The 21,808-nt window shown below is 37.4% G+C and carries 17 protein-coding genes and 1 riboswitch; of the genes, 10 read left to right on the top strand and 7 right to left on the bottom strand.

Annotated features, from left to right (window positions below):
• The first annotated feature begins 64 nt into the window (after positions 1 to 64).
• The 10 genes from BUF11_RS23750 to BUF11_RS05035 all read left to right on the top strand — a co-directional run bounded on the left by BUF11_RS23750 (position 65) and on the right by BUF11_RS05035 (position 13,697).
• On the top strand, positions 65 to 2,425 hold the full coding sequence (locus tag BUF11_RS23750) for a glycoside hydrolase family 10 protein (protein WP_084558452.1): 2,361 nt from the start codon (positions 65 to 67) through the stop codon (positions 2,423 to 2,425).
• Positions 2,426 to 2,565: 140 nt separating this feature from the next.
• On the top strand, positions 2,566 to 3,165 hold the full coding sequence (locus tag BUF11_RS05075) for a YcxB family protein (RefSeq protein WP_073587651.1): 600 nt from the start codon (positions 2,566 to 2,568) through the stop codon (positions 3,163 to 3,165).
• A 52-nt stretch (positions 3,166 to 3,217) separates the two neighbouring features.
• The gene (locus BUF11_RS05070) at positions 3,218 to 3,820 is read left to right on the top strand and encodes a non-canonical purine NTP pyrophosphatase (protein WP_073587650.1); all 603 of its coding nucleotides are present in this window, start codon (positions 3,218 to 3,220) and stop codon (positions 3,818 to 3,820) included.
• Between the two features lie 94 nt (positions 3,821 to 3,914).
• A riboswitch (NiCo riboswitch) is annotated at positions 3,915 to 4,001 on the top strand.
• 86 nt (positions 4,002 to 4,087) lie between these two features.
• Positions 4,088 to 4,975 carry a cation diffusion facilitator family transporter gene (locus BUF11_RS05065; protein ID WP_073587649.1) on the top strand — a complete coding sequence of 296 codons (888 nt, stop codon included), beginning with the start codon at positions 4,088 to 4,090 and terminating at the stop codon, positions 4,973 to 4,975.
• An 84-nt stretch (positions 4,976 to 5,059) separates the two neighbouring features.
• Positions 5,060 to 6,769, top strand: coding sequence for a M3 family oligoendopeptidase (locus BUF11_RS05060; RefSeq protein WP_073587648.1), 1,710 nt, complete (start codon positions 5,060 to 5,062; stop codon positions 6,767 to 6,769).
• Positions 6,770 to 6,869: 100 nt separating this feature from the next.
• On the top strand, positions 6,870 to 7,733 hold the full coding sequence (locus BUF11_RS05055; RefSeq protein ID WP_084558451.1) for a radical SAM protein: 864 nt from the start codon (positions 6,870 to 6,872) through the stop codon (positions 7,731 to 7,733).
• A 19-nt stretch (positions 7,734 to 7,752) separates the two neighbouring features.
• Positions 7,753 to 9,552, top strand: a complete 1,800-nt coding sequence (locus tag BUF11_RS05050) for an ABC transporter ATP-binding protein (protein ID WP_139243276.1) — start codon at positions 7,753 to 7,755, stop codon at positions 9,550 to 9,552.
• Positions 9,542 to 11,311 carry an ABC transporter ATP-binding protein gene (locus BUF11_RS05045; RefSeq protein ID WP_073587646.1) on the top strand — a complete coding sequence of 590 codons (1,770 nt, stop codon included), beginning with the start codon at positions 9,542 to 9,544 and terminating at the stop codon, positions 11,309 to 11,311. Before BUF11_RS05050 ends, BUF11_RS05045 begins: the two co-directional genes overlap by 11 nt.
• A gap of 102 nt (positions 11,312 to 11,413) precedes the next feature.
• Positions 11,414 to 12,292 carry a metallophosphoesterase family protein gene (locus BUF11_RS05040; protein WP_073587645.1) on the top strand — a complete coding sequence of 293 codons (879 nt, stop codon included), beginning with the start codon at positions 11,414 to 11,416 and terminating at the stop codon, positions 12,290 to 12,292.
• Between the two features lie 43 nt (positions 12,293 to 12,335).
• Complete coding sequence (locus tag BUF11_RS05035) at positions 12,336 to 13,697, top strand: metallophosphoesterase (protein ID WP_073587644.1); 1,362 nt, start codon at positions 12,336 to 12,338, stop codon at positions 13,695 to 13,697.
• Between the two features lie 206 nt (positions 13,698 to 13,903).
• Here the strand turns inward: BUF11_RS05035 and BUF11_RS05030 are convergent, their stop codons facing one another.
• The 7 genes from BUF11_RS05030 to BUF11_RS05000 all read right to left on the bottom strand — a co-directional run bounded on the left by BUF11_RS05030 (position 13,904) and on the right by BUF11_RS05000 (position 21,781).
• Positions 13,904 to 14,254 (bottom strand): fluoride efflux transporter FluC, encoded by a 351-nt coding sequence (locus tag BUF11_RS05030; RefSeq protein ID WP_073587643.1) that lies wholly within the window; start codon positions 14,252 to 14,254, stop codon positions 13,904 to 13,906.
• A gap of 3 nt (positions 14,255 to 14,257) precedes the next feature.
• Positions 14,258 to 14,647, bottom strand: coding sequence for a fluoride efflux transporter CrcB (gene crcB / locus BUF11_RS05025; protein WP_073587642.1), 390 nt, complete (start codon positions 14,645 to 14,647; stop codon positions 14,258 to 14,260).
• A 295-nt stretch (positions 14,648 to 14,942) separates the two neighbouring features.
• Entirely contained in the window at positions 14,943 to 17,249 is a 2,307-nt protein-coding gene (locus BUF11_RS05020; protein WP_073587641.1) for a glycosyl hydrolase family 18 protein, read from the bottom strand.
• Positions 17,250 to 17,756: 507 nt separating this feature from the next.
• Positions 17,757 to 19,604 carry a heavy metal translocating P-type ATPase gene (locus tag BUF11_RS05015; RefSeq protein ID WP_073587640.1) on the bottom strand — a complete coding sequence of 616 codons (1,848 nt, stop codon included), beginning with the start codon at positions 19,602 to 19,604 and terminating at the stop codon, positions 17,757 to 17,759.
• 13 nt (positions 19,605 to 19,617) lie between these two features.
• Positions 19,618 to 19,839: a cation transporter gene (locus BUF11_RS05010; RefSeq protein WP_073587639.1), complete on the bottom strand. Its 222-nt coding sequence runs from the start codon at positions 19,837 to 19,839 to the stop codon at positions 19,618 to 19,620.
• A 38-nt stretch (positions 19,840 to 19,877) separates the two neighbouring features.
• Entirely contained in the window at positions 19,878 to 20,231 is a 354-nt protein-coding gene (locus BUF11_RS05005; RefSeq protein WP_073587638.1) for an ArsR/SmtB family transcription factor, read from the bottom strand.
• 209 nt (positions 20,232 to 20,440) lie between these two features.
• Complete coding sequence (locus BUF11_RS05000) at positions 20,441 to 21,781, bottom strand: metallophosphoesterase (RefSeq protein ID WP_073587637.1); 1,341 nt, start codon at positions 21,779 to 21,781, stop codon at positions 20,441 to 20,443.
• Positions 21,782 to 21,808: the final 27 nt, after the last annotated feature.

Here is a 21,808-nt window from a genome sequence, read left to right as displayed (position 1 = left end):
TCATAAAGCAGAAAATGAGCAGTATAATAACTATGAGGGATAATGAGCTGTAATGAGGTGAAATATGTTACACAAGATAAAAAGAAATTATGTATGGCTTTTATTAATACTGTTATTGGCAGGCAGTGTTCTATTAGAAAAGCCGGAAACTGTTTTTGCTGCCAAGGACACAGCTGCTCCGAAGATATCTGTTTCGGCGAATACAACCGCACCTACAAACACTAATGTAAAGGTTACGGTTAAAGCTACGGATGCTTCCGGTATTAAAACAGTAAAGTGGGCCTATGATAAAAAGGCTGCATCCTATTTCAAATCGGCAGGAAAGGCATTAAAAATTGATTCAAAAGGCTCCGCATCTGTGTCATTTTCCGCCAATAGGACCTATACTTTTTATGCCCTTGATAAGGCAGGAAACGCTGCTGTTAAAACCATAACAATATCAAATATTGATAAAAAGGCTCCTTCCTTTACTGTAAGTACAAGTACACAAAGTGTAACGAATCAGAATGTGGTATTGACCTTTTCTATCAAGGAAACCGGATTTGGTATTGATAGCCTTACCTATCTTACGGGCAGTAAGAAGATAGCAGATTTTTCAGAAAAGGCAAAATCCATCCCCTTAAAAGCGGTATCAGCAGATAAGAAGAAGGGAATCTATACCTATACAGCAAAAAAAACGATAACAGCCAACAATACCTTTACTTTTTTGTTAAAGGATAAAGCCGGAAATACTGTACTTAAGACGGTTGCCATAAAAAACATTGATAAGACTGCACCGGTATTTTCCTATACGCTAAGCACCGCCGACCCGACGAATAAAGGTGTTACGGTGCAGGTAAAGGGGGAAGACCTGGAATCTGGCCTTGCATCTGCTTTCTATATGTCCGGTGTACATACAGCCAATGACTTTACGGAAGGGGCAAGGACAGAAATCAGCCTTAGTACTGACGGAACAGGGAACTTTCCTGTTACTGCCAATGGAAGCCAGACAGTAATGCTTTTGGATAAGGCAGGAAACAGCACTATCGGAATTGTAACAGTATCCAATATTGATGTTAAAAATCCAACCTTATCATTGGCTTATTCTGTTATGAATCAAAAAGCCACTATAACCTTCACGGCTAAGGATGCATCCAATATGGGCAAGGTAAAATATCTAAAAGGAAGCAATACTTCCATAACATCCGATAAATGGGACAGTGCAAAGGAAGTAACCACATTGCCCTCCTTTACTGTAACGGATAATGGGACTTATAGTGTAATGGCAGAAGATAAAGCCGGAAACCGCATTATAAAGACCATTGATGTTACGCTGGAATTAAAGGCTGTGTGGATATCTTATCTGGAATTTGCCAGTTACGGAAAGAATGGTTTTACCGAAGATTCTTTTGAAAAGACCGTTAATACAATGTTTGACAATATCGTAAAATTGAAAATGAATGCTGTTGTAGTTCAAGTAAGGCCTTTTGGAGATGCTATGTATCCTTCTGCTTACTTTCCCTGGTCTAAATACATATCGGGAACTCAGGGAGTTAACCCGGGATTCGATCCTTTGGCCTATATGGTAAAGGCAGCTCATGAGAGAGGCTTGGCTTTTCATGCATGGCTGAATCCTTACAGGGTTACAACCGCCAGCACGGATTATTCAAAGCTTTCAAAGGATAATCCCGCCAGAGTGTGGAAGGAGGATAAGGATCCTTCCAATGACAGAAATGTCTTATCCTTTGATGGAAGTCTTTATTATAACCCTGCTGTGAAGGGAGTACAGGAACTCATCTTAAATGGCATTAAGGAAATAGTGACAAATTATGATGTAGACGGAATCCATTTTGATGATTATTTCTATCCGGCTTTGGGCAGTTCATACAAGACAAACTTTGATGCACAGGAATATCAGGCTTATGCAGAGGTTTGCAAGAAGAACAATGTTACACCTATGACCATTGCCAACTGGAGAAGATATAATGTCAATACACTTGTCAGAAATGCTTACAGTACGGTAAAGAAAATAAAATCTAAGGCAGAGTTTGGTATCAGTCCCGGCGGATATATTGACTCGCTGGCAAGTGACCAGGCCTATTATGTAGATGTAAAGACCTGGTTATCCTCCGACGGCTATGTAGACTATATCTGCCCTCAGCTTTACTGGACATTTTCAAACAGTACTTATCCTTATGACAAAATATTAAAGAAATGGCTTTCTTACCGTACCAGTTCCACAGTAAAGGTATATGTAGGGCTTGCAACCTACAGAGCCGGTTCCAATCTGGAAAGTGACTGGAAAAATGACCCTGATGTACTAAGAAATCAGCTGGAATACGGAAGAAATACCGGTCTTGTGGACGGATTCGTATTTTTCCGATATGAATTTTTCTATAATAAAACTACCAAACCAGGGGTAGACAGACTCCTTGAAATTCTTTAGAAGTACAAACTAAAAAAGGTACCGCAGAATCAGAAATGATTAGGCGGTACCTTTATCTTTGCTTATTTTTATATAAATATAGATAATTGGTAAAAAATATACTATAATATACAGGTACAAAAATTGGACAGGAGGCGTTTATGGACTATCAGGAGAGAAGTATTCAAGCTAAAGTAAGGCTTACAGAAGAAGAGTATAGAGAAATCAGCATGATTTATCCGAAGTTCATTAGAAAAACCAGAAAAAAGAAATTCATAGTGTATGTAGCTATAGCTGTAATAGTGTTTCTTATCATAGGGGCAGTTACTCAATACCTGTCTGCTCCTGTCTCAACGACAGAGCCGGTAATGCCAACGGAGAATTCTTTGAATGAGAGGATATTCAGTCTTTTGCTGCCGACAAGTTTTATCATTTTATATGTTGTTTTAAAAATATTAAAGCCTGTTCTGATTAAAAAGTCTGTGAGGAAAGAATTCAGCAGTAATAAATTAGTGCAAAGGGAAGTCGGTTATAATCTTACACTGGATTCCGTGGAAATTACATCCACCGATTTTTATTTGAAGCTCCGATATGAAGATATTTATCAGGCGTTGGTCACGAATAAATATATTGTATTATTTGAATCGGAGAGAATTATCCGTATAATTCCCAAACGAAGTTTTGAAAATGAAGAGACTGTAACAGCAGCTCTTAGGCTATTAGAAGAAAACCTCCCTAAAGGAAAATATGTTATTTATTAAAACATAAATTTAGTAAGCAGAATGGAATAAAATATAGGAGATACAGCAAAAGATGAAAATACTATACGGCACCGGAAATCAAGGAAAGCTGGAAGCTATGAGGAGAGCATTAAAAGGTCTGGACCTTGAGATTTCCGGTCTTAAAGAATATAGCGGTGCAATACCGAAGGTTGCAGAAGATGGTTTGACTCCTCTTGATAATGCGAGATTAAAAGCCATCGCCTATTATAAAGCCTTTCATGTTCCGGTTTTCTCCTGTGATTCCGGTTTGTATTTTGAGGGATTGCCGGAGGACTGCCAGCCAGGTGTACATGTCAGAAGAATAAATGGTAAAGAATTAAATGATGCGGAAATGATAGAATATTACAGCAGTCTTGCCAAATGCTTTGGTAAATTAAAAGCAAGGTATAAAAATGCGGTATGTTTTGTTCTGGATGAAGAGCATATATACGAGAGTATGGCAGATAATTTGTCTGGAGAATCCTTTTATCTGGTAGATACGCCGCATAGCAGAAGAGCAGAGGGCTTTCCTTTAGACAGCCTATCGGTACATATTGAGTCAGGATTATATTATTACGACCGAAAAGAAACCAATCCCGATGAATTAGCAATGGATACCGGTTTTTATGAATTCTTTCAGAAAATTGAATTGTAATGCATCTGTAATAGCGTAACAAAATTTTAAAAAAATCATATAATATTGTATCTTAACATCCTTTTCCGATATTTTATTTGGGCAGTACCGCAATGCGGTATGTATGAACAGACAGTGTATCTGGTATACATGTGGTCGGGTCTCTTAAAGGGACAATGGAGATACAATCCATGGGACAATTATATAATTGTCCCTTTTTTTGCAGTAAAATCGGGTTTCTCCGGATTTAACTACTATACATAACATATTATCAGAGAGGTCATTTTCATGGTGAAAGACAATTATAAAAGAGTGCAGGGAATACTGGTTATCATACTTCTGATGAACTGGCTGGTGGCAATCCTTAAAATTGTAATTGGTACTTGTATCAAAAGTACCAGTATGACTGCTGATGGTCTGCATTCCTTAACAGACGGAATTTCCAATATCGTTGGATTGATTGGCATCGGTCTGGCTTCCAAGCCGGAGGATAAAGAGCATCCTTATGGCCACAATAAATATGAGACTCTTTGCGGAGTATTTATTGCGGTGCTGCTTTTCTTTGTCGGCAGTAAGATCATTATAAATGCTATCCATCTCCTGCAAAATCCGGTAAAACCGGAAATTACGGTACAAAGCCTTCTGGTGTTGATTATTACACTTATGATTAATATTGCAGTATCAACAGCGGAATACCGAAAAGGAAAAGAGTTGTCAAGCCTTATTCTGGTATCGGATTCTATGCATACCAGAAGTGATATCTTTGTATCCATAGGAGTTCTCATAACAGTGACCGGCATCAAGTTAGGTCTTCCGCCTGTGATGGATGCAGCCGTATCTCTTGTGGTGGCGGTCTTTATATTCCATGGTGCTTATGAAGTCGGAAAAACAAACTGTAATATACTTCTGGACAGAGTAGTGGTGGATACTGAGGAAATCAAGAAGATTGTGATGAGCTTTGATATGGTAAAGGATACCCATAAAATCAGAAGCAGAGGAACTTTACAAAACCTGTATATTGATATGCATGTCATGGTAGAGCCTTATCTTAACATATCCGAAACACACACACTGGTTCATGAAATCGAGAATGCCATTCGAAGTAAAATGAATGAAAATGCCCAGGTAATCGTACATCTGGAACCTTATACAAAGGAAAGAATATCTCCCAATTAGTCTTGTAATCTTTATAAAATACTGCTATGATTAAGGGAAATACCATTTAATGGATGATGAAAATATAGTATAGGAGAACTGCAAATGGAGAACTTTACATTTCCAACACTTAAATACCAAAGACCGGATTTTGTTAAGTATGAAGAAGAACTAAAGAGAATGACAGAAACAGTTAAAAAAGCCGGCGATTATCAGACAATTCAGGCTGTTTTGCACGATATGGATGAACTTGATAAACCGGTTTCATCCATGCGTACAATAGCTATGATACGCAATACCCTTGATACAACAGATGAATTCTATGAAAAAGAATATGAATATGTTATGAACAAATCGGTTGAAGTGGAAACTCATAAAACAGCACTTTTAAAAGAACTGCTTGCAAGCAGGTTTGCAGGTGACATAGAAAACGAATACGGCAGCGAATTGCTTGTTTCCATGCAAAGAAATGTGGACCAGTTTAAAGAAGAAATCATACCTCATTTACAGCAGGAATTAGCGCTGAAACAGCAATACCAAAAGCTGATGGCAACGGCAGAGATATCCTTTAACGGCGAAGTGCTGAATCTGTACGGGATACAAAAGTATTTTGAGGATCCGGACAGAAATACCAGAAAAGCTGCTTTTAAAGCCTATTCTGACTTTTATCATAAGAATGAAGAAGAAATGGAGAATATCTTCAGTGAATTGATAGAGGTTCGGAATGAAATGGGCCGTGCCCTTGGTTATGAGAATTTCATACCCTTAGCCTATATTCAGCAGGAGAGAAGTGACTACGGAGTAAAAGAAGTGGCCTCTTTCAGAGAGCAGGTAAAAAGAGAGATTGTACCTTTATGTGAGAAGCTCTATGAAGCCCAAAGAAAACGTATCGGTGTGGATGAGCTGATGGTCTATGATGAAGAGTATAAGTTCACTGACGGCAATGCAGAACCGGTCGGTGATGATGATTATCTTGTGAAGCAGGCACAGATTATGTATCATGAAATGAATCCGGAAACCAGTGAATTCATAGACTTTATGATAGAGCATGAATTGATGGATTTAAAAAATAAGCCTCACAAAGCCTCTACCGGATATATGACCATTTTACCGTCTTATAAAGCCCCATTTGTTTTCTCATGCTTTAACCATACCATTGGGGATATTCAGGTACTAACCCACGAACTTGGTCATGCCTTTGCAGGTTATGAAGCAATGAGGGAACAAAAAACATCCCTTTTTTACATGGGCGGTACGGATATAGCAGAAATCCATTCTATGACCATGGAGCAATTTTCATATCCTTATGCAGAGAATTTCTTTGGAGATGCGGCAGATAAATTCCGTTTTATGCATTTACAGGATGCCATAACCTTTGTTCCATTTGGTGTGGCAGTGGATGAATTCCAGCATATCGTATATGCCAATCCGGATTTGACTCCTAAAGAACGTACCCTGGAATGGCATAAACTAGAGGAAAAGTACATGCCCTGGCGTAAATACGATAACGATGAATTTATGGAAAGAGGCGGATACTGGTATCATAAGCTTCATATTTTCCTGTATCCTTTTTATTATATTAACTATACCCTTACTACAATGGGAGCCATGGAATTTAAGAAACGCTATCTGGAAAATAAGGATGAGGCATGGAAAGATTACTTGAATTTATGCAAAGCCGGTTCAAGCAGAAGCTATTTAGAACTTCTTAAGGTGGCTAATCTATCCGTACCTTTTGAAGAGGGCAGCGTGGCAAAAGCGATATCCTGTGCCAGGGAAATCTTATTAAAAAGCATTGAAGAAATGGAATCGTAATGGATTATTTACGTATAGAAACTTTGTATTTGGAAGTAACACATGCCTGTAACCAAAGGTGCAGGCATTGTTACCTTGACGGCGGAATGCATCATAGCAGATAAAGCATATTATTAAGGAATTTTATGAGCAGGGCGGAAAATATATCATAATAACAGGCGGTGAGCCTATTGTAAGGCAGGATATATTTGAAATACTTGATTATATTGAAACTCTGCATATACCATTTAATTTTGCATCAAACAGCCTTGCCATGACACAGTCAAGGCTTGAACGGCTGGCAGGTTATGAATGCCTTGATATGTATTTTACAAGCATATTGGGTGCAAATGCCAGAAAACATAAGGAAGTTGCCCAAAGAGACAGTTATGACCGGGTAATGGAAGCTATTCGCTTCTTTGATGGCAGGGGGATACCTGTTTATGTCCAGGTTACCCTTGCCAAAGATTATATTGATGAGATAGAAGATATCGGCGAAAAGCTCCTTTGCTTTGACAATTGTACTGTTAAATTCACTCCAATTGCTACTCTGGGAACCAAACCGGACGAAGAAATGGAAAGAAATAAGGAGCTCTTGGTCACAAAAGAATGTTTTCCGGACTTTCTTAAACGTGTGGAAGCATTAAAGCAAAAATACCCTGACCGTGTTGATGGCTGTAATATACAAAACTATGACCAGATAAAGAATGCGATATCCGATTATCAGGACGAGCCTCTTTATTCCTTGTCGTATGGCTTTCTGGCAGTACGTCCTGATGGAGATATGAGCTTTTCCTGCAATATGGGAAACCCATATACTTTTGGAAAAGCCTATGAAAGCATCAGGATACCTCTTGATGAAAAGCTCTTTCATTATATAGAGATATTAAAGGCGGCAGAACAGCAGGTCTTAAGGGATTCCAGGGAGCAAATTGTGGAAATGGATGTATTAGTTGATTACTATATCAAAAAGCAGCAGAAATAAAACAGCGGAGGAGTATATTTTGAATAGTAAGGCAAAAGCTGTAATCAATAATCTGTTATTTATCATGAAATACATAGCCAAATGGAAGAAGTCCATATTTTTTGATATTGGCCTTTATTCGGTTTTTCTTGGCTTGTCTCCATTTATATGGATTTATGTTCCGAAGCTTCTGATAGATGAATTAACCGGCCAGAAAAGCACCAAAAGAATTACCATTATACTGGCATCGGCATTCCTTATAGCCGGAATAATCGGATATTCCAAGGAATTTTTACAGGGAAGATTCCGCATGAAGATGAATACAGTCAGATATGGATTTATCCGTATGCTGGCTGAAAAAACAATGAAAATGGACTATGCCTATACCGAAGATCCTGACATTTTAAAGGAAGTCAGGATTGCAATGAAAACAGTTAATAACACGGCCGAGGGAATCGGCCTTGTTATTATAAAACTATTTTCTATACCTGGTAATATCATAGGCTTTCTGATATTCTCAATTATTATAATACAGCTTAACCCCTTTATATGGGGATTGTTGTTGATTTCTTTGCTTTTATCCTATCTGTTTATCGACAAAGCAAACCGTTATCAAAGAAGCTGCAAGGATGATCTCTCCCATGAGGAGAGAAAGTCTTACTATGCTTCCATCAAATTGAATGATTTTCAATATGGCAAGGATATAAGAATGTATGGCCTGAAAAGAATCCTGCTGCAAAAGAAGAGTGAAGCAGATGAGAAGGTCGTTCAAATAACCGATGCCGTTAAAAGCAGATATCTTCATGCCGGTATAAAAGAAGGCGTTCTTATGGCGCTGCGGGAAGGAATCGTCTATGCCTATCTGATTATAAGCGTTCTTAACAAAAATATTTCCATCAGTAATTTTGTGCTCTATACCTTCGCTTTAAATGGATTTGTCACCTGGATGCAGACGACTATAAAGGATTTTTCTGATATATGGGTAAATTCCCTTTATGTAAGTGACTTCCGTGAATTCTTAAAGAAAGACGAAGAAAGCAGCAGTACGGACAGTTTAAATCCCAAGGCTTTGCAATATGATATTGTCTTTGACAAAGTAAGCTTCCGGTATCCGAATAGTGAAAGGGATATCCTTAAAAACTTTTCCATCCATATCAGCCCGGGAGAACGGCTGGCACTGGTTGGTATCAATGGTGCCGGAAAAACTACCCTGGTAAAGCTTCTGACCAGATTATACGAACCGACCGGCGGAAGGATTCTGATAAATGGAATTGATATAAAAGAGTATGACTTGACACAGTACCGCAAGCTGTTTTCCGTGGTATTCCAGGATACAAAGCTATTTGCTTTCACTATACGGGAGAATATCACCATGGAATATGAAACGGCAAATACGGAGAAATACCAGGAATCCTTAAGGCAGTCCGGTATTTATGAAAAAACCGGCAAGCTGGAGAAAAAAGAAGAAACCAATTTATTTAAAATCTTAGATGAAGAGGGTGTTGAGTTTTCCGGCGGTGAGATTCAGAAGCTGTCGATGGCAAGAGCTCTTTATAAGGACGGGGATATAATTATTATGGATGAACCCACTGCCGCCTTAGATGCCCTGGCTGAATCCAGGATATATACGGAATTCGACAATTTGATAAAAAACAAAACGGCAGTTTATATTTCCCACAGATTATCCAGTACCCGGTTTTGTGACAATATTGCCTTCCTTGAAAATGGAGAATTAAAAGAGTACGGAACACATGAACAATTGATGCAGCTTGGAGGCGCTTATGCCGGGATGTTCCAGATTCAGGCGGAATATTATAGGGAGGAAGGACATGAAGAATAGTAAGCTGTTATTATATTTTTACCGGATGGTCTTTTCCATATCGCCTGCCTATGTTTTCACAATATTACTATCAACAGCTTTCCAGGCTGCTGCTCCCTTTATCAATATTATTGTACCAAAGTTAATTATTGATGAATTAATGGGTGGGCAGGACCGAGGAAAATTACTCCTTTATGCTTCTATACTGATACTTGGTAATTTGTTCTTTAAGCTCCTAAACAGCTACTTTTTAAAGAAAGTAGAAGTGGGAGAAAGAAAGTTCGGTTTTCAACTAGATTCCTATTTAGGAAACAAATGTGTTGACATGGATTTTGAAAATGTTGAAAAATCGGAAATCCTGGATTTAAAGGAAAAAGCCTTTTTTGCAATATATAATCTAAGTGCTGTAAGGAGGACCATTGAGAACGGAGCCGCTATTATCAATCAGATAATAACACTGGTGGGCCTGGGATATATCTTAAGCATATTAAATCCATTGATTATTCTTGTACTTCTGCTTATCGTCTGCATGAATGCACTGCTATTTAAGAAAATGGAGAGAATCCAATATGAAGATAATCAAAAAGCAGTCTATGACAACAGGGCATTTGGCTATTACATTAATCTTACATCCGATTTCTCCATGGGAAAAGATGTAAGGCTATATAACGGCGCACCTTTGTTAATACAGAAAATGAAATACTTTATGGACAATCTCCTGGTGATATATTCCAGACTATTTACAGAGACAGGTAAATGCACGGGGCTATCCAATATAAATGTCCAGCTTCAAATAGTTATTGTATATGCTTACCTGGCCGTAAAAGTAATTGCTGAAAAAATCACAATAGGAAGCTTTACCATGTACGCAGGCGCAGCAAAAAGTTTCAGTGATTCCTTATTAAGCTTTATCAATGCCTTCATTGACATCAATCAATTATGTATGTACTTAGAAATGTTCATGAAGTTTGACCAGCTCGAATCAAAAGCAATGGAAGGAATATACACGAAAGAAGATATTAAGGATTATACTATTGAATTTCGTAATGTTTCCTTTGCTTATCCCGGTAAGAAAGAATATACCTTAAAAGATATATCCATCACAATTAAACCCGGTGAAAGGCTTTCCATTGTAGGATTAAATGGTGCCGGTAAGACAACCTTCATTAAATTATTAACACGCCTGTATGAACCCACTTCGGGGGATATCTATTTAGGCCAAACCAATATCAGAGAGATCAAGTATGAAGAATATGTAAAGCTCCTGGCAGTTGTATTCCAGGATTTCAAATTATTGTCCTATACGATAAGAGACAATCTGAATGTGAGGGATGGGATAGAAGAGCAGGTCATGTTAGAGGAGCTTGAAAAAGCAGGCTTTGCAAAAGACTTAGAAAAGTTGGAGAAGGGCATAGATACCAGCATCTATAAGGATTTGGATAAAAGCGGGGTGGAATTTTCCGGAGGGCAAAGTCAAAAATTAGCCATAGCCAGAGCACTGTGCAAGGATTCGCCCATTGTAATATTAGATGAACCCACCTCTGCCCTAGATCCCATATCAGAATATGAAGTATACAAAAGTTTTGATAAACTGATGGAGGGGAAAACTGCAATTTACATCTCACACAGGCTCTCCAGTACAAGATTCTCCGATAAGATTGCTGTATTTAACAATGGCATGATCGTGGAATACGGTCCCCACAGTGAATTAATCAAACAGAACGAATCACTGTATGCAACAATGTTTAAGACGCAGGCAAAGTATTATCTTGAAGCGTAGATTCGGTACCAGAACAATTCAAAATGACAGAAAAAGCATCAAAGTAAATTGGTTGGTGCGTTGATTTAATTCTTATAAATAATAAAATGGGAGAGGAGAGTTATGGATATAGCTGTCTTATCTGATATTCATGGCAATTATGTTGCACTGAAACAGTGTCTTGAATATGCAGTTTCGCATAATATTAATACATTTTTCTTTTTGGGCGATTATGCTGGCGAATTAGCATACCCTGAAAGAACAATGCAGTTATTATATGATTTGAGCAAAGAGCATCAATGTTATTTTATCAAAGGCAATAAAGAAGAATATTGGCTAAAATACCGTGCTGATGGAGAAAGAGGCTGGAAAGATAAAAATTCCGCCAGCGGAGCGTTGTTATATACATATAATTCGCTTACTGACAGAGATTTGGAGTTTTTCGAACAGTTGCAGCCGGTGCAGGAGATAGTCATAGATAAGATGCCGGCAATCATTATTTGTCATGGTTCACCTAATAATGTAAGTGAAAAATTATTGCCAAATGATATGAGAACTATCGATATCATGAACAGTGTAAATGCATCAATCATATTGTGTGGTCATACCCATATACAGCAAAAGATTGCTCATAAAGAAAGATGTATTTTAAATCCCGGATCTGTTGGTATACCGTTTTTTAGTGAAGGAAAGACACAGTTCTTAATATTACATGGAAAAGATGGCATTTGGTCTGAAGAATTTATCAGTTTGAGATACGATGTTGATAGAGTTATCAATGATATGCATGAAGTAAAACTCTATGAACATGCGCCTTATTGGAGTCTTATTACAGAGTATATTCTGCAAAAAGGCCATATTTCTCATGGTAAGATTCTGTCAAGAGTCATGGAGTTATGCAAAGAGGAAACGGGTGATTGTGTTTGGCCGGATATTCCTGAAAAGTATTGGGCACAGGCTGTAGAGGAAAATTATATTGATAAGCAAATAAAATTATTTTAGAAATATATGTGTAGCATTTAGACTGGTTTATTTGGGGGTGTGTATGCCTGGTGGTATGAAAAAACTATTTATAACTATTTACTTTGCTGTATTGTTAACTATAGTGACAGGATGTAGATCGATTGATAATAATTTAGATCAAATAAAAATCAATTCGGGGGAAGATATTAATATATTTGTCGCTACTGATATTCATTATTTAGCTAAAAGCATTAATGATAAAGGAAAGGCTTTTGAGAACTTTTTTAGTTCTGGCGATGGAAAGCAGCTTAATTATGTTAATGAGATTGTTGATGCATTCATATATGATATTCAAGATAAGAAACCAGATGTACTAATTATTAGTGGTGATTTAACGTGTAATGGGGAAAAAGAAAGTCATCTTGAATTAGCAGAGAAGTTGAGGGAAATCGAAAAAACAACGGAGACAAGTGTTTTTGTAATCCCGGGTAATCACGATATACAAAACCCATGGGCAAGAGGCTTTCAAGGTGATGAGCAATATGTAACTGATAGTATAAACAGTTCACAATTCAAGAAAATTTACAAGGATTTTGGATATCAGGAGGCATTATCTAAAGATACAGCTACTTTGAGTTACATGGTTGCACCATCAAAAGATTTATGGCTATTAATGCTTGATACGAATGTATATGAAAATAACTATAGCTATGGTTCTCCGGTCACATATGGGGAAATAAAGCAAGAAACATATAAATGGATTAAAGAATGTAGTAGATTGGCTAAAAAAAATGGTGCAAGGCTTATAGCCATCATGCATCATAATCTTCTGGATCACAATATGGTCCTAAATTATGGATTTACTATTGATAAGAGCGAAGAAGTTATAAAAAAATTAAGTGAATGCGATATTAGTCTGACTTTAAGCGGACATGTTCATATGCAAGATATAAAATACAGTAAGTATAACAATAATACCATTTACGATATTGTAACTAGTGCTCTTAGTGTCTACCCGGTGCAATATGGTATTCTTGAATACACTTCTAAAAAAGGATTTTATTATGACACAGCCCGAGTTAATGTCGAGGGATGGGCTAGAAAATCTGATATACGGGATAGAAATTTATTGAACTTTAAAAAATATAACTATAATTTCTTTTTTGATATTTCATATAAAAAAACGTACGATAGCTTGACGGAGACAGGTATTTATTCTGAAGAAGATAAAAAGTTGATGGCTGAAACAATGAGTATTCTAAATGCTAATTATTTTGCAGGTACTGTAAGCGTTATCAAGGACGAAGTAATGGACAATAAAGGATATAAACTCTGGGAATCTGCGGACGAACCAGAATTCCTTACCAGATATGTACGAAGTATGCTCTATGATTATGGAATTAATAATAACAAACTGTATATTCCGGATAAGGGGATAGAGTAGCATGAAAATAGAGGTGAAGGCTCTATGCCAGATTTAGCTATCAGGATAAATAGAAACAATGAACTTCTGGTTAATATTGTATTATGGTATAAGAATTAACTCTATATCCTTTATAAAATTTGTAAATAAACTCTGACTAAAAGAGCAAATTACCCAAATCAGACTACACATAACTATTCGCAAAACGCAAGTTTAACGAATAGTTGTCAAAGAATTATCCCTATTCCTGCAGCTATAACCCCACATACTACTGAAAATATATAATACAGCATAAACTTCTTTTTTTTGCCTGTTTTTAATAAAGACACGGATTCATAATGGTATGTTGAAAATGTTGTATATCCTCCCAATATACCGGTACCTAAAAACAGTCTCCATATATCATTTGCATGATAATGAATGACTACACCAAGTAAAAAGGAACCTGTCACATTAATTATAAATGTTGATATAACAGAGCTGTTTTTCCATATCTTTTTAATCGTATCAGATAAAATTGCTCTTAAAAAGGTACCAATACCTCCGCCAATACCGACCAGTATTATGTTTAACAGCATATTTTATCCCTTCCTTTTTAAATATTTATCCACGGCATAATTACATATGCTTAGGCTGACGGACGTTGCAATAAGGCCTCCTGCAAGGCTTACAAACAGGTATATGATTGCCATTGATTTCTTACCATTATTGCTAAGTGTTATAATATCCGCTATAAAACTGGAAAATGTAGTAAATGCACCTATAAAACCAGTTCCAATGATTGTTATATATTCCTTTGATATGATTTTAGTTTCCCGCATGAAAACAAGGACAATTGGCAGTAAAATACATCCGATTATATTTACACTAAAAGTTCCCCAGGGAAATGTCTCATGGAAAAGTAATCCTATTCCGTACCTGCATATAGCACCTCCCATTCCAAATAGAAATAATAATAAATATTTTTTCATTTGCACTAATCTTCTTTCTTCATTACACATTAAATTTAATGTGAAGATTTATAAGCATTCAAAAGAACACTCTTGATTGTACCAAAAATCTTCTGAATTTAAAAGATATATTTATCCCCGAAATAACACTAAACTAAAATGCTTTAGTTACGATAATGGAGCGGGATTCAAAAAATCCCGCTCCAGCTATTAATACAGGGTCTATTAACTACTACTTTCTCTGCCTCATCATTTATGTATTGCTTATATCGGACTATTAGTAATCTTCTATTTATGGTTATCTTTTGAATTTTTATTAACCAATTTTTGTCCAGGAAGAATCTGACTCTGGTACTGAAGTCGTCCACCAGTTCGCCTTATATTTTATGCCATTATATAATACAATATCACCGCTGACATAAGCTTTTCCTGCGGTGTAGTTAACAGAACCATCAGGATTTCCTGTTACTTTCTCTTCCCAAGGTCCGTTTACAGCACCCGGAGCAGCACCCTGTGTCCACCATTTACATACATAAGTTACACCTTTATATACTACCGTGTCTCCAGCGTTATAAACCTTTGTTGCATCATAAGTATCGCCAGGAGTAGGAGTTATGGTAGGAGTCACTGTAGGAGTTACAGTAGGAGTCACGGTAGGTGTTACAGTAGGTGTCACGGTAGGCGTTACTGTAGGAGTTACAGTGGGCGTTACGGTAGGAGTTACAGTGGGCGTTACGGTAGGTGTTACAGTAGGTGTTATAGTAGGAATAGCTGTGCCGGTTAAACGCGCTAATCTAGCTTTTTCTGCCTCAACTTCTGACTTCATAGCTTTGCCATTTAACTTGAAGTTTTTAGCACCAGAGAAATTTAACTTGATTGAGCCCTGCAAAGCGACCGTGGAACCGTTATTAAAGGCCTGCCAGGAAGGACCGTTAATCGTAACCGTGTTAAAGTCTTTATTGGTACTTTGGGCAACTGTATAGGTTCCTGTCCAGCTTCCGCTAAATATACAGGATTTTGGAAGATCAAAGGAGAATGTCCAGCCTGTTAAGTTCTGGCCTGTATTATTCGTGATGTTAATAGCATAAGTGTAATTGGGATGGGCATAAGTTCCTCCGAAATCAACACTAAAATCAGATGTCTCTGCATTGATATCAATGTCAGATGTAACTTGTGACGGTCCCATTGCTGCGAACTGGTCATACAGCATAGAGGTAAGGGTATCTCCTACTACGTATTTTCCAGAGGCAGCATCATAATCATAGTCTCCATGCATTACCCAGATAAGAACACCGCCTAAATTATTGGCTTTTACAAAATTGATTCTTTCCTGGATTGATTGTTCATCTTCAAAGGTAAGGAAAGTTTTTGTTGCGGCGTTCCATATATGGGGTACACCTCCTATCGGATCCCAATATTTTTTATAATTGGAATCTGTCTTCATTAAATTTAGTATATGCCATAAAGGATTGGCTCCGGCGGCTACTTCGTTGCCATTTTTATCGTTATCGTGCCAGATATTATCATTGCCTGTGGCTGGTGTGCTGGAACTGCCATGTAAACCGTTTGTGCCGCCCGAAACATTGGTCCATCCTCTGGTATAATACGGAACACCCATTAGAATCTTTTCAGACTGAACTTTTCCCCTGTAATATTTCATCGACCAATCAAAATTCAGGGTCGGCAGAGCCATACTTGCAGTTTCGGTATCTGCCGGATCCGGATATATGTTGGCCTGGTTTTCAACATATTTATTCCATCCTCCATGATAATCATAGGACATGACCGATACGAAGTCCAAATAGTTCAGGAAGTTACTGCTGGTCTGTCCTCCAAGTACCCAGGAGGAAGCACTGACAGCGGAAGTTAACCAGTAATAGGTATTATCTTCTAGTGCTGCCTGATCTAATTTCTGTCTAAGAATCTTTAGGAAGATTGTATATCTGCCTGAAATACCATTTCTTCTGGTTTCTGACAGATCGAAATCATCGGGATTACCCGATTGACTCGTTTCGGAAGGGTATTCAAAGTCAATGTCTATACCGTCAAAATCATATTTTCTGATAAAGGCAACTGCTGAATCAGCAAATTTATTCATATTTGCTTCATTGTCCATTACCAGCCAGAGGGACCTGGAGGCTGCCCAGCCGCCTGTTGAAATTAGAACGGTAACATCCGGATACATTTTTTTCATTGTATGCATGATGTTAAATTGTCCGTAATACCCCAAGCTGTCATCCATCTTAATTTCAGTACCGTTATGTGTGAAGGTTCTTCCAGGGAATTTACTTTCTACATCATTAACCGGATCGCTTGGCTTTAATTCAAAGGTTGTTGCATCTGCAACTGCAAATGCATATTGTACATGAGTAAGCTTATCCCATTGCAAATCCGCAATATCAAAATATGCATGTGCTTCTAGGTTTATGGCGTAGTTAGGAAAATAGCCTACTACCTTTTTGTTATTATAGCTATCTGGTAATACCACACCACCTTCATTGGTGGGTTTTTGAACAGACGTGCCTTCTGCAAAAGAGTTTGTTGTTACGCAGAAGATACCGATGGCAGCTATGATTACTATAGTTACCACGAGTGAAATTTTCTTTTTAATGATACTTTTCATACATCCTCCTGAATACAAAATTGTTTTTCTACATCCTTTTCTGATTGAATAAACTTACCTTCTTCATTACGCGAAATACAATGGAGTTAATTAATCTTATGTATTAAGATACATATACTTATCTCCTCCCCTCTGTTATTTCTATATTAAAATACCAATAAAGTGCCTGTTTTTTGCTGTTTCGCTGGATTAAACTATATAACAGGTTTTATTAGGTGATTTTATTTCCTGTGCAAATATTACTGTTGGAAGATTAGTCAGATTAGACCTTGGGCGTACACAAAAGATGTCGTTTTATATTTAGAGCCAAAAAGCGCTATATTTCTTCAAATAACACCTATATTTTACATAGTACTGCCAAATATTACAATAAAATTCATAAATACCACAATATAATTATAAATATCACAATAGAATTATAATTATTCCAATAAAATTATAATTTTGCAACTAAAAAGCAGCACTATGAGAATTTTTCATACTCATAGTGCTGCTTTTTAGTTCATTTTACTGCGTATTTTTCACATTCAGTGCTCTGAAAGAATTGATGATAGCTATGATTGTTACGCCAACATCTGCGAATACCGCTGCCCACATAGTAGCAATTCCAATTGCACTCAATAGTAAAACTAATATTTTAACACCGATAGCAAATACCATATTTTCCTGTGCTATACGAAGCGTTTTCTTCGATATTTTAATAGCCGTTACAATCTTTGATGGTTCATCGGTCATGATAACTATATCTGCGGCTTCAATGGCGGCATCAGAACCTAAGCCTCCCATTGCGATTCCGATATCTGCCCTGGCTAATACAGGAGCATCATTCATGCCGTCTCCTACAAAGACAAGCTTGCCATTCTCTGTTTTTTCCTGAAAGAGTTCTTCTAATTTATCAACCTTATCCCCCGGTAATAGTTCAGAATACACTTTATCAATTCCTAAAATATTTGCTGTTTTCTCTGCAACTGCCCTGTTGTCTCCTGTTAACATAACAGTCTTTTTGATATGGCTTCTTTTAAGTGTCTTAATAGCCTGTAAGGAATCCGGTTTAACCTCATCGGATATGAGAATATATCCTGCATATTTTCCGTCAACAGCAACATGTACTGCCGTCCCGATAAGTTCGCCTTCATAATAAGGGATGCCTAACTTCTTCATCAGTTTGGCATTGCCTGCGGCGGCCTTTTTCCCGTCAATTGCTGCAACCACACCATGACCGGATATCTCTTCTACTTCTGTTATTCTTGTATTATCTATCTCTTTTCCATAAGCTTGCTGCAGGGATATAGATATGGGGTGATTGGAATAGCTTTCGGTATAGGCGGCTATTTCTAACAATTCCTCCCCTGTCAGTTCAATAGGATGAATCTCCTGAACATTAAAAACTCCCTTTGTTAAAGTGCCCGTTTTGTCAAATACGATTATTTCAGCTTTCGCCAGGGCTTCCAGATAATTGCTTCCCTTTACCAATATTCCCTTCCTGGATGCGCCTCCGATACCTCCAAAGAAACTTAAAGGAATGGATATTACCAATGCACAGGGACAGGATACAACCAAGAATGATAAAGCTCTGTAAATCCAGTCACTAAAGCTGGCATCTTTTATAAAAAGAGGAGGAATAATTGCCAACAGCACAGCAACAATAACTACAATCGGCGTATAATACCTGGCAAACTTTGTGATGAACTGTTCAGAATTGGATTTCTTATTGCTTGCATTTTCCACCAGATCAAGAATCTTACTTACGGTGGATTCTCCATATTCTTTTGTAACCTCCACTGTCAGAAGGCCATTTATATTAATGCATCCACTAAGGATTTCATCTCCTGTTTCTGCGCCGCGGGGAACGGATTCACCGGTCAGTGCAGAAGTATCAAGCATGGAAGATCCTTCTATTACTTTACCGTCTAATGGTACTTTTTCACCTGCTTTTATAACAATAATGTCTCCGATTTGTACTTCATCAGGGTCCATCCGTACGAGTTCATCAGCTTTTTTTACATTTGCATAGTCGGGGCGAATGTCCATAAGGCTTGCAATTGATTTTCTGGACTTGTTAACAGCATAACTCTGAAAAAGTTCACCAATCTGGTAAAAGAGCATTACTGCAACACCTTCCGGATAATCCCCTACGAAAAAAGCACCTATGGTAGCAATACTCATCAGAAAGTTTTCATCAAATACTTTACCTTTGAAGATGTTCTTTATCGCATTTAGTATAACATCACCGCCGACAGTAAGCAGGGCGATAAGATAAAGAAGAAAATGCAGCCATTCAATATCTGTTTTTATCAGAATTGCAATGATATAAACAATGGCACCGGTAGTTATCCGGTAAATTTTCCTTTTCATAGTGTCCTCTTTTCTATGCTTTTTTCATAACTGTGTCAGGTTCGATCTTTTTAACAATCTTTTCTGCTTCGGCTATGATCTCCGGCATTTTCTCATCCTCTGCTTCAATAATCATCTTGGTGGTCATAAAGTTAACCGTAGCTTCCTTAACACCTTCTATTTTACCTACTGCTGCCTCTATTTTTGCAGCACAATTAGCGCAATCTAATCCTTCGAGTCTGAATGTCTTTTTCATATATTTGCTCCTTCCATGAATATCAATATTTTTTGTGATTATTTTTCTCTTATATGTTCTAAGCCCTTTTCTAAGATTTCTTTCACATGATCATCCTGCAGGGAATAGAACACGACTTTTCCTTCTTTCCGGTATTTTACCAGATTAGCTGCCCTTAAGGATTTTAACTGATGGGATATGGCAGATTTGGTCATATTAAGAAGAACTGCCAGATCACATACACACATCTCACTTTCATCCAGTGCCCACATAATTTTTATCCTTGTGCTGTCACCAAATACCTTAAAGAAGTCAGACAAATCATACAGTTCATCCTCTTGAGGCATTATCTTGCTTACTGCTTCAACAACTTCTTTGTGGATTACTTCACAATCACAATCTGTCTCCTTCATACCTTTACACCTTCTTTCAATTAGTTAGTTGAACAACTGTTCAACTGTTAATCATATTATAGTTGAACACATGGTCAACTGTCAAGACATAAATGGAATATTTTCTAATTTTTTATAAGGACAAAAAGTATAGTTCTATGAATTATGAAATCCCTGAATATAAACACAGATGGGTGTGTTTATATTCAGGGATTTTCATTTATACCATATTAATTTATATGTAAGCTGTTGTTGGTGGTATCATTACTTGGAATCATGCTAAGAAAATAGGATCTTAAATGTTCCAGGTCTTCTGTTTCACCGGCTTTTATCCATAGCTTATACCCTTTTGAGCATACAATAGCGTCCTTAATACTGCCAGTCGTTCCCTTAAGATAATTCACATTTAGAAGACTCATAGTTTCTGCCATTGCTTCCTTTTCATCTTCTGTATACAACCCTGTTTTGGTCAAGGCCGTATACACTTTTCTGTAGGTATTGTCAGCCAGGAAAAGTTTTGAGTAAGACATAAAATCCATAAGGGTATTATCTTCTATTCCTTTTTCCCTTGCCCAGGTATCAACATCCACCTGGGAGGTGCTGTAATCAAAACCCGTAACGGGATTATACTTTAACACGCCATATTGAATAGGATACATAATAAGAGAGGCTGTTGTAATCTCATAAATACGTTTACCGCTTTCTTCTTTCGATTTAATATCCTGTATATGAACGTGGCCGCTTAGCACCAAATCAAGATTGTTTTCTCTGAATACTTTTTCCACCTCTTCGCTGTTATCCAAGGTAAATCCGTAATGTATTCTGGGGCTGTGATCATAAAGATTATGGTGCATTACCGTAACGATTCTGATATTTTTCTCTTGAGCTTCCTTACAGCATTTTCTGATCCATTCCAATGTACTTTCTCTTATTTCGCCATTAGTAACAGGAGTACCGGTTTTGGGGTTAAGCTGGTATTCACATGTATCCAGCATCAGAAGCCGCACATCCTTAGAAGGAGCGGCCAGATAGCTTAAAGAATCTTTATCCTTTGAGATGGCTTCATCATATCCAAAATCTTTATAAATTTTTTCAAACTCTGAGGCATTAACTGACGGTGTTTTGTAACGTTCCGTCCCCTGAAAGCCCCTTGCCCATGGATTATCAATATCATGGTTTCCGGGTATGACATAAATCCTTGTGCCGGTAGATTTTTCTATCTCCTCTAATTTTTCTGCCAGTTTAAGATGGCTTGCCTTTTCTCCATTGGTTGTCAAATCACCGCTTAGTATAAGAATATCAGGCTTATTTATTTTTATATCATATCCAAAAGCATTTACAATATCATCAACATATTGTACCATTCTTCCATCTCCCAAGAGAGAAAAATTTTGATATGCTTTACCATTATCATGAATGCTGTCTGCCAGATAATGTATGTCAGTTGCTATATACATGGAAAGGGTTTTTCCTGATTCAATTACTTTGCTTTTTCCTATACTGCATCCGGTAACCAGAATGGACATAATGAAAAATAAGAAGATTAGTTTCTTTTGATACCTGATGGTCATTAACCTGCTCCTTGCATTTTACCCGAT

Origin of the sequence: Anaerocolumna xylanovorans DSM 12503, assembly GCF_900143645.1 — a bacterium.
Taxonomy (GTDB): domain Bacteria; phylum Bacillota; class Clostridia; order Lachnospirales; family Lachnospiraceae; genus Anaerocolumna; species Anaerocolumna xylanovorans.
The sequence above is the reverse complement of the archived record's forward strand: the minus strand, read 5'-3'. Positions and strand labels throughout refer to the sequence as shown.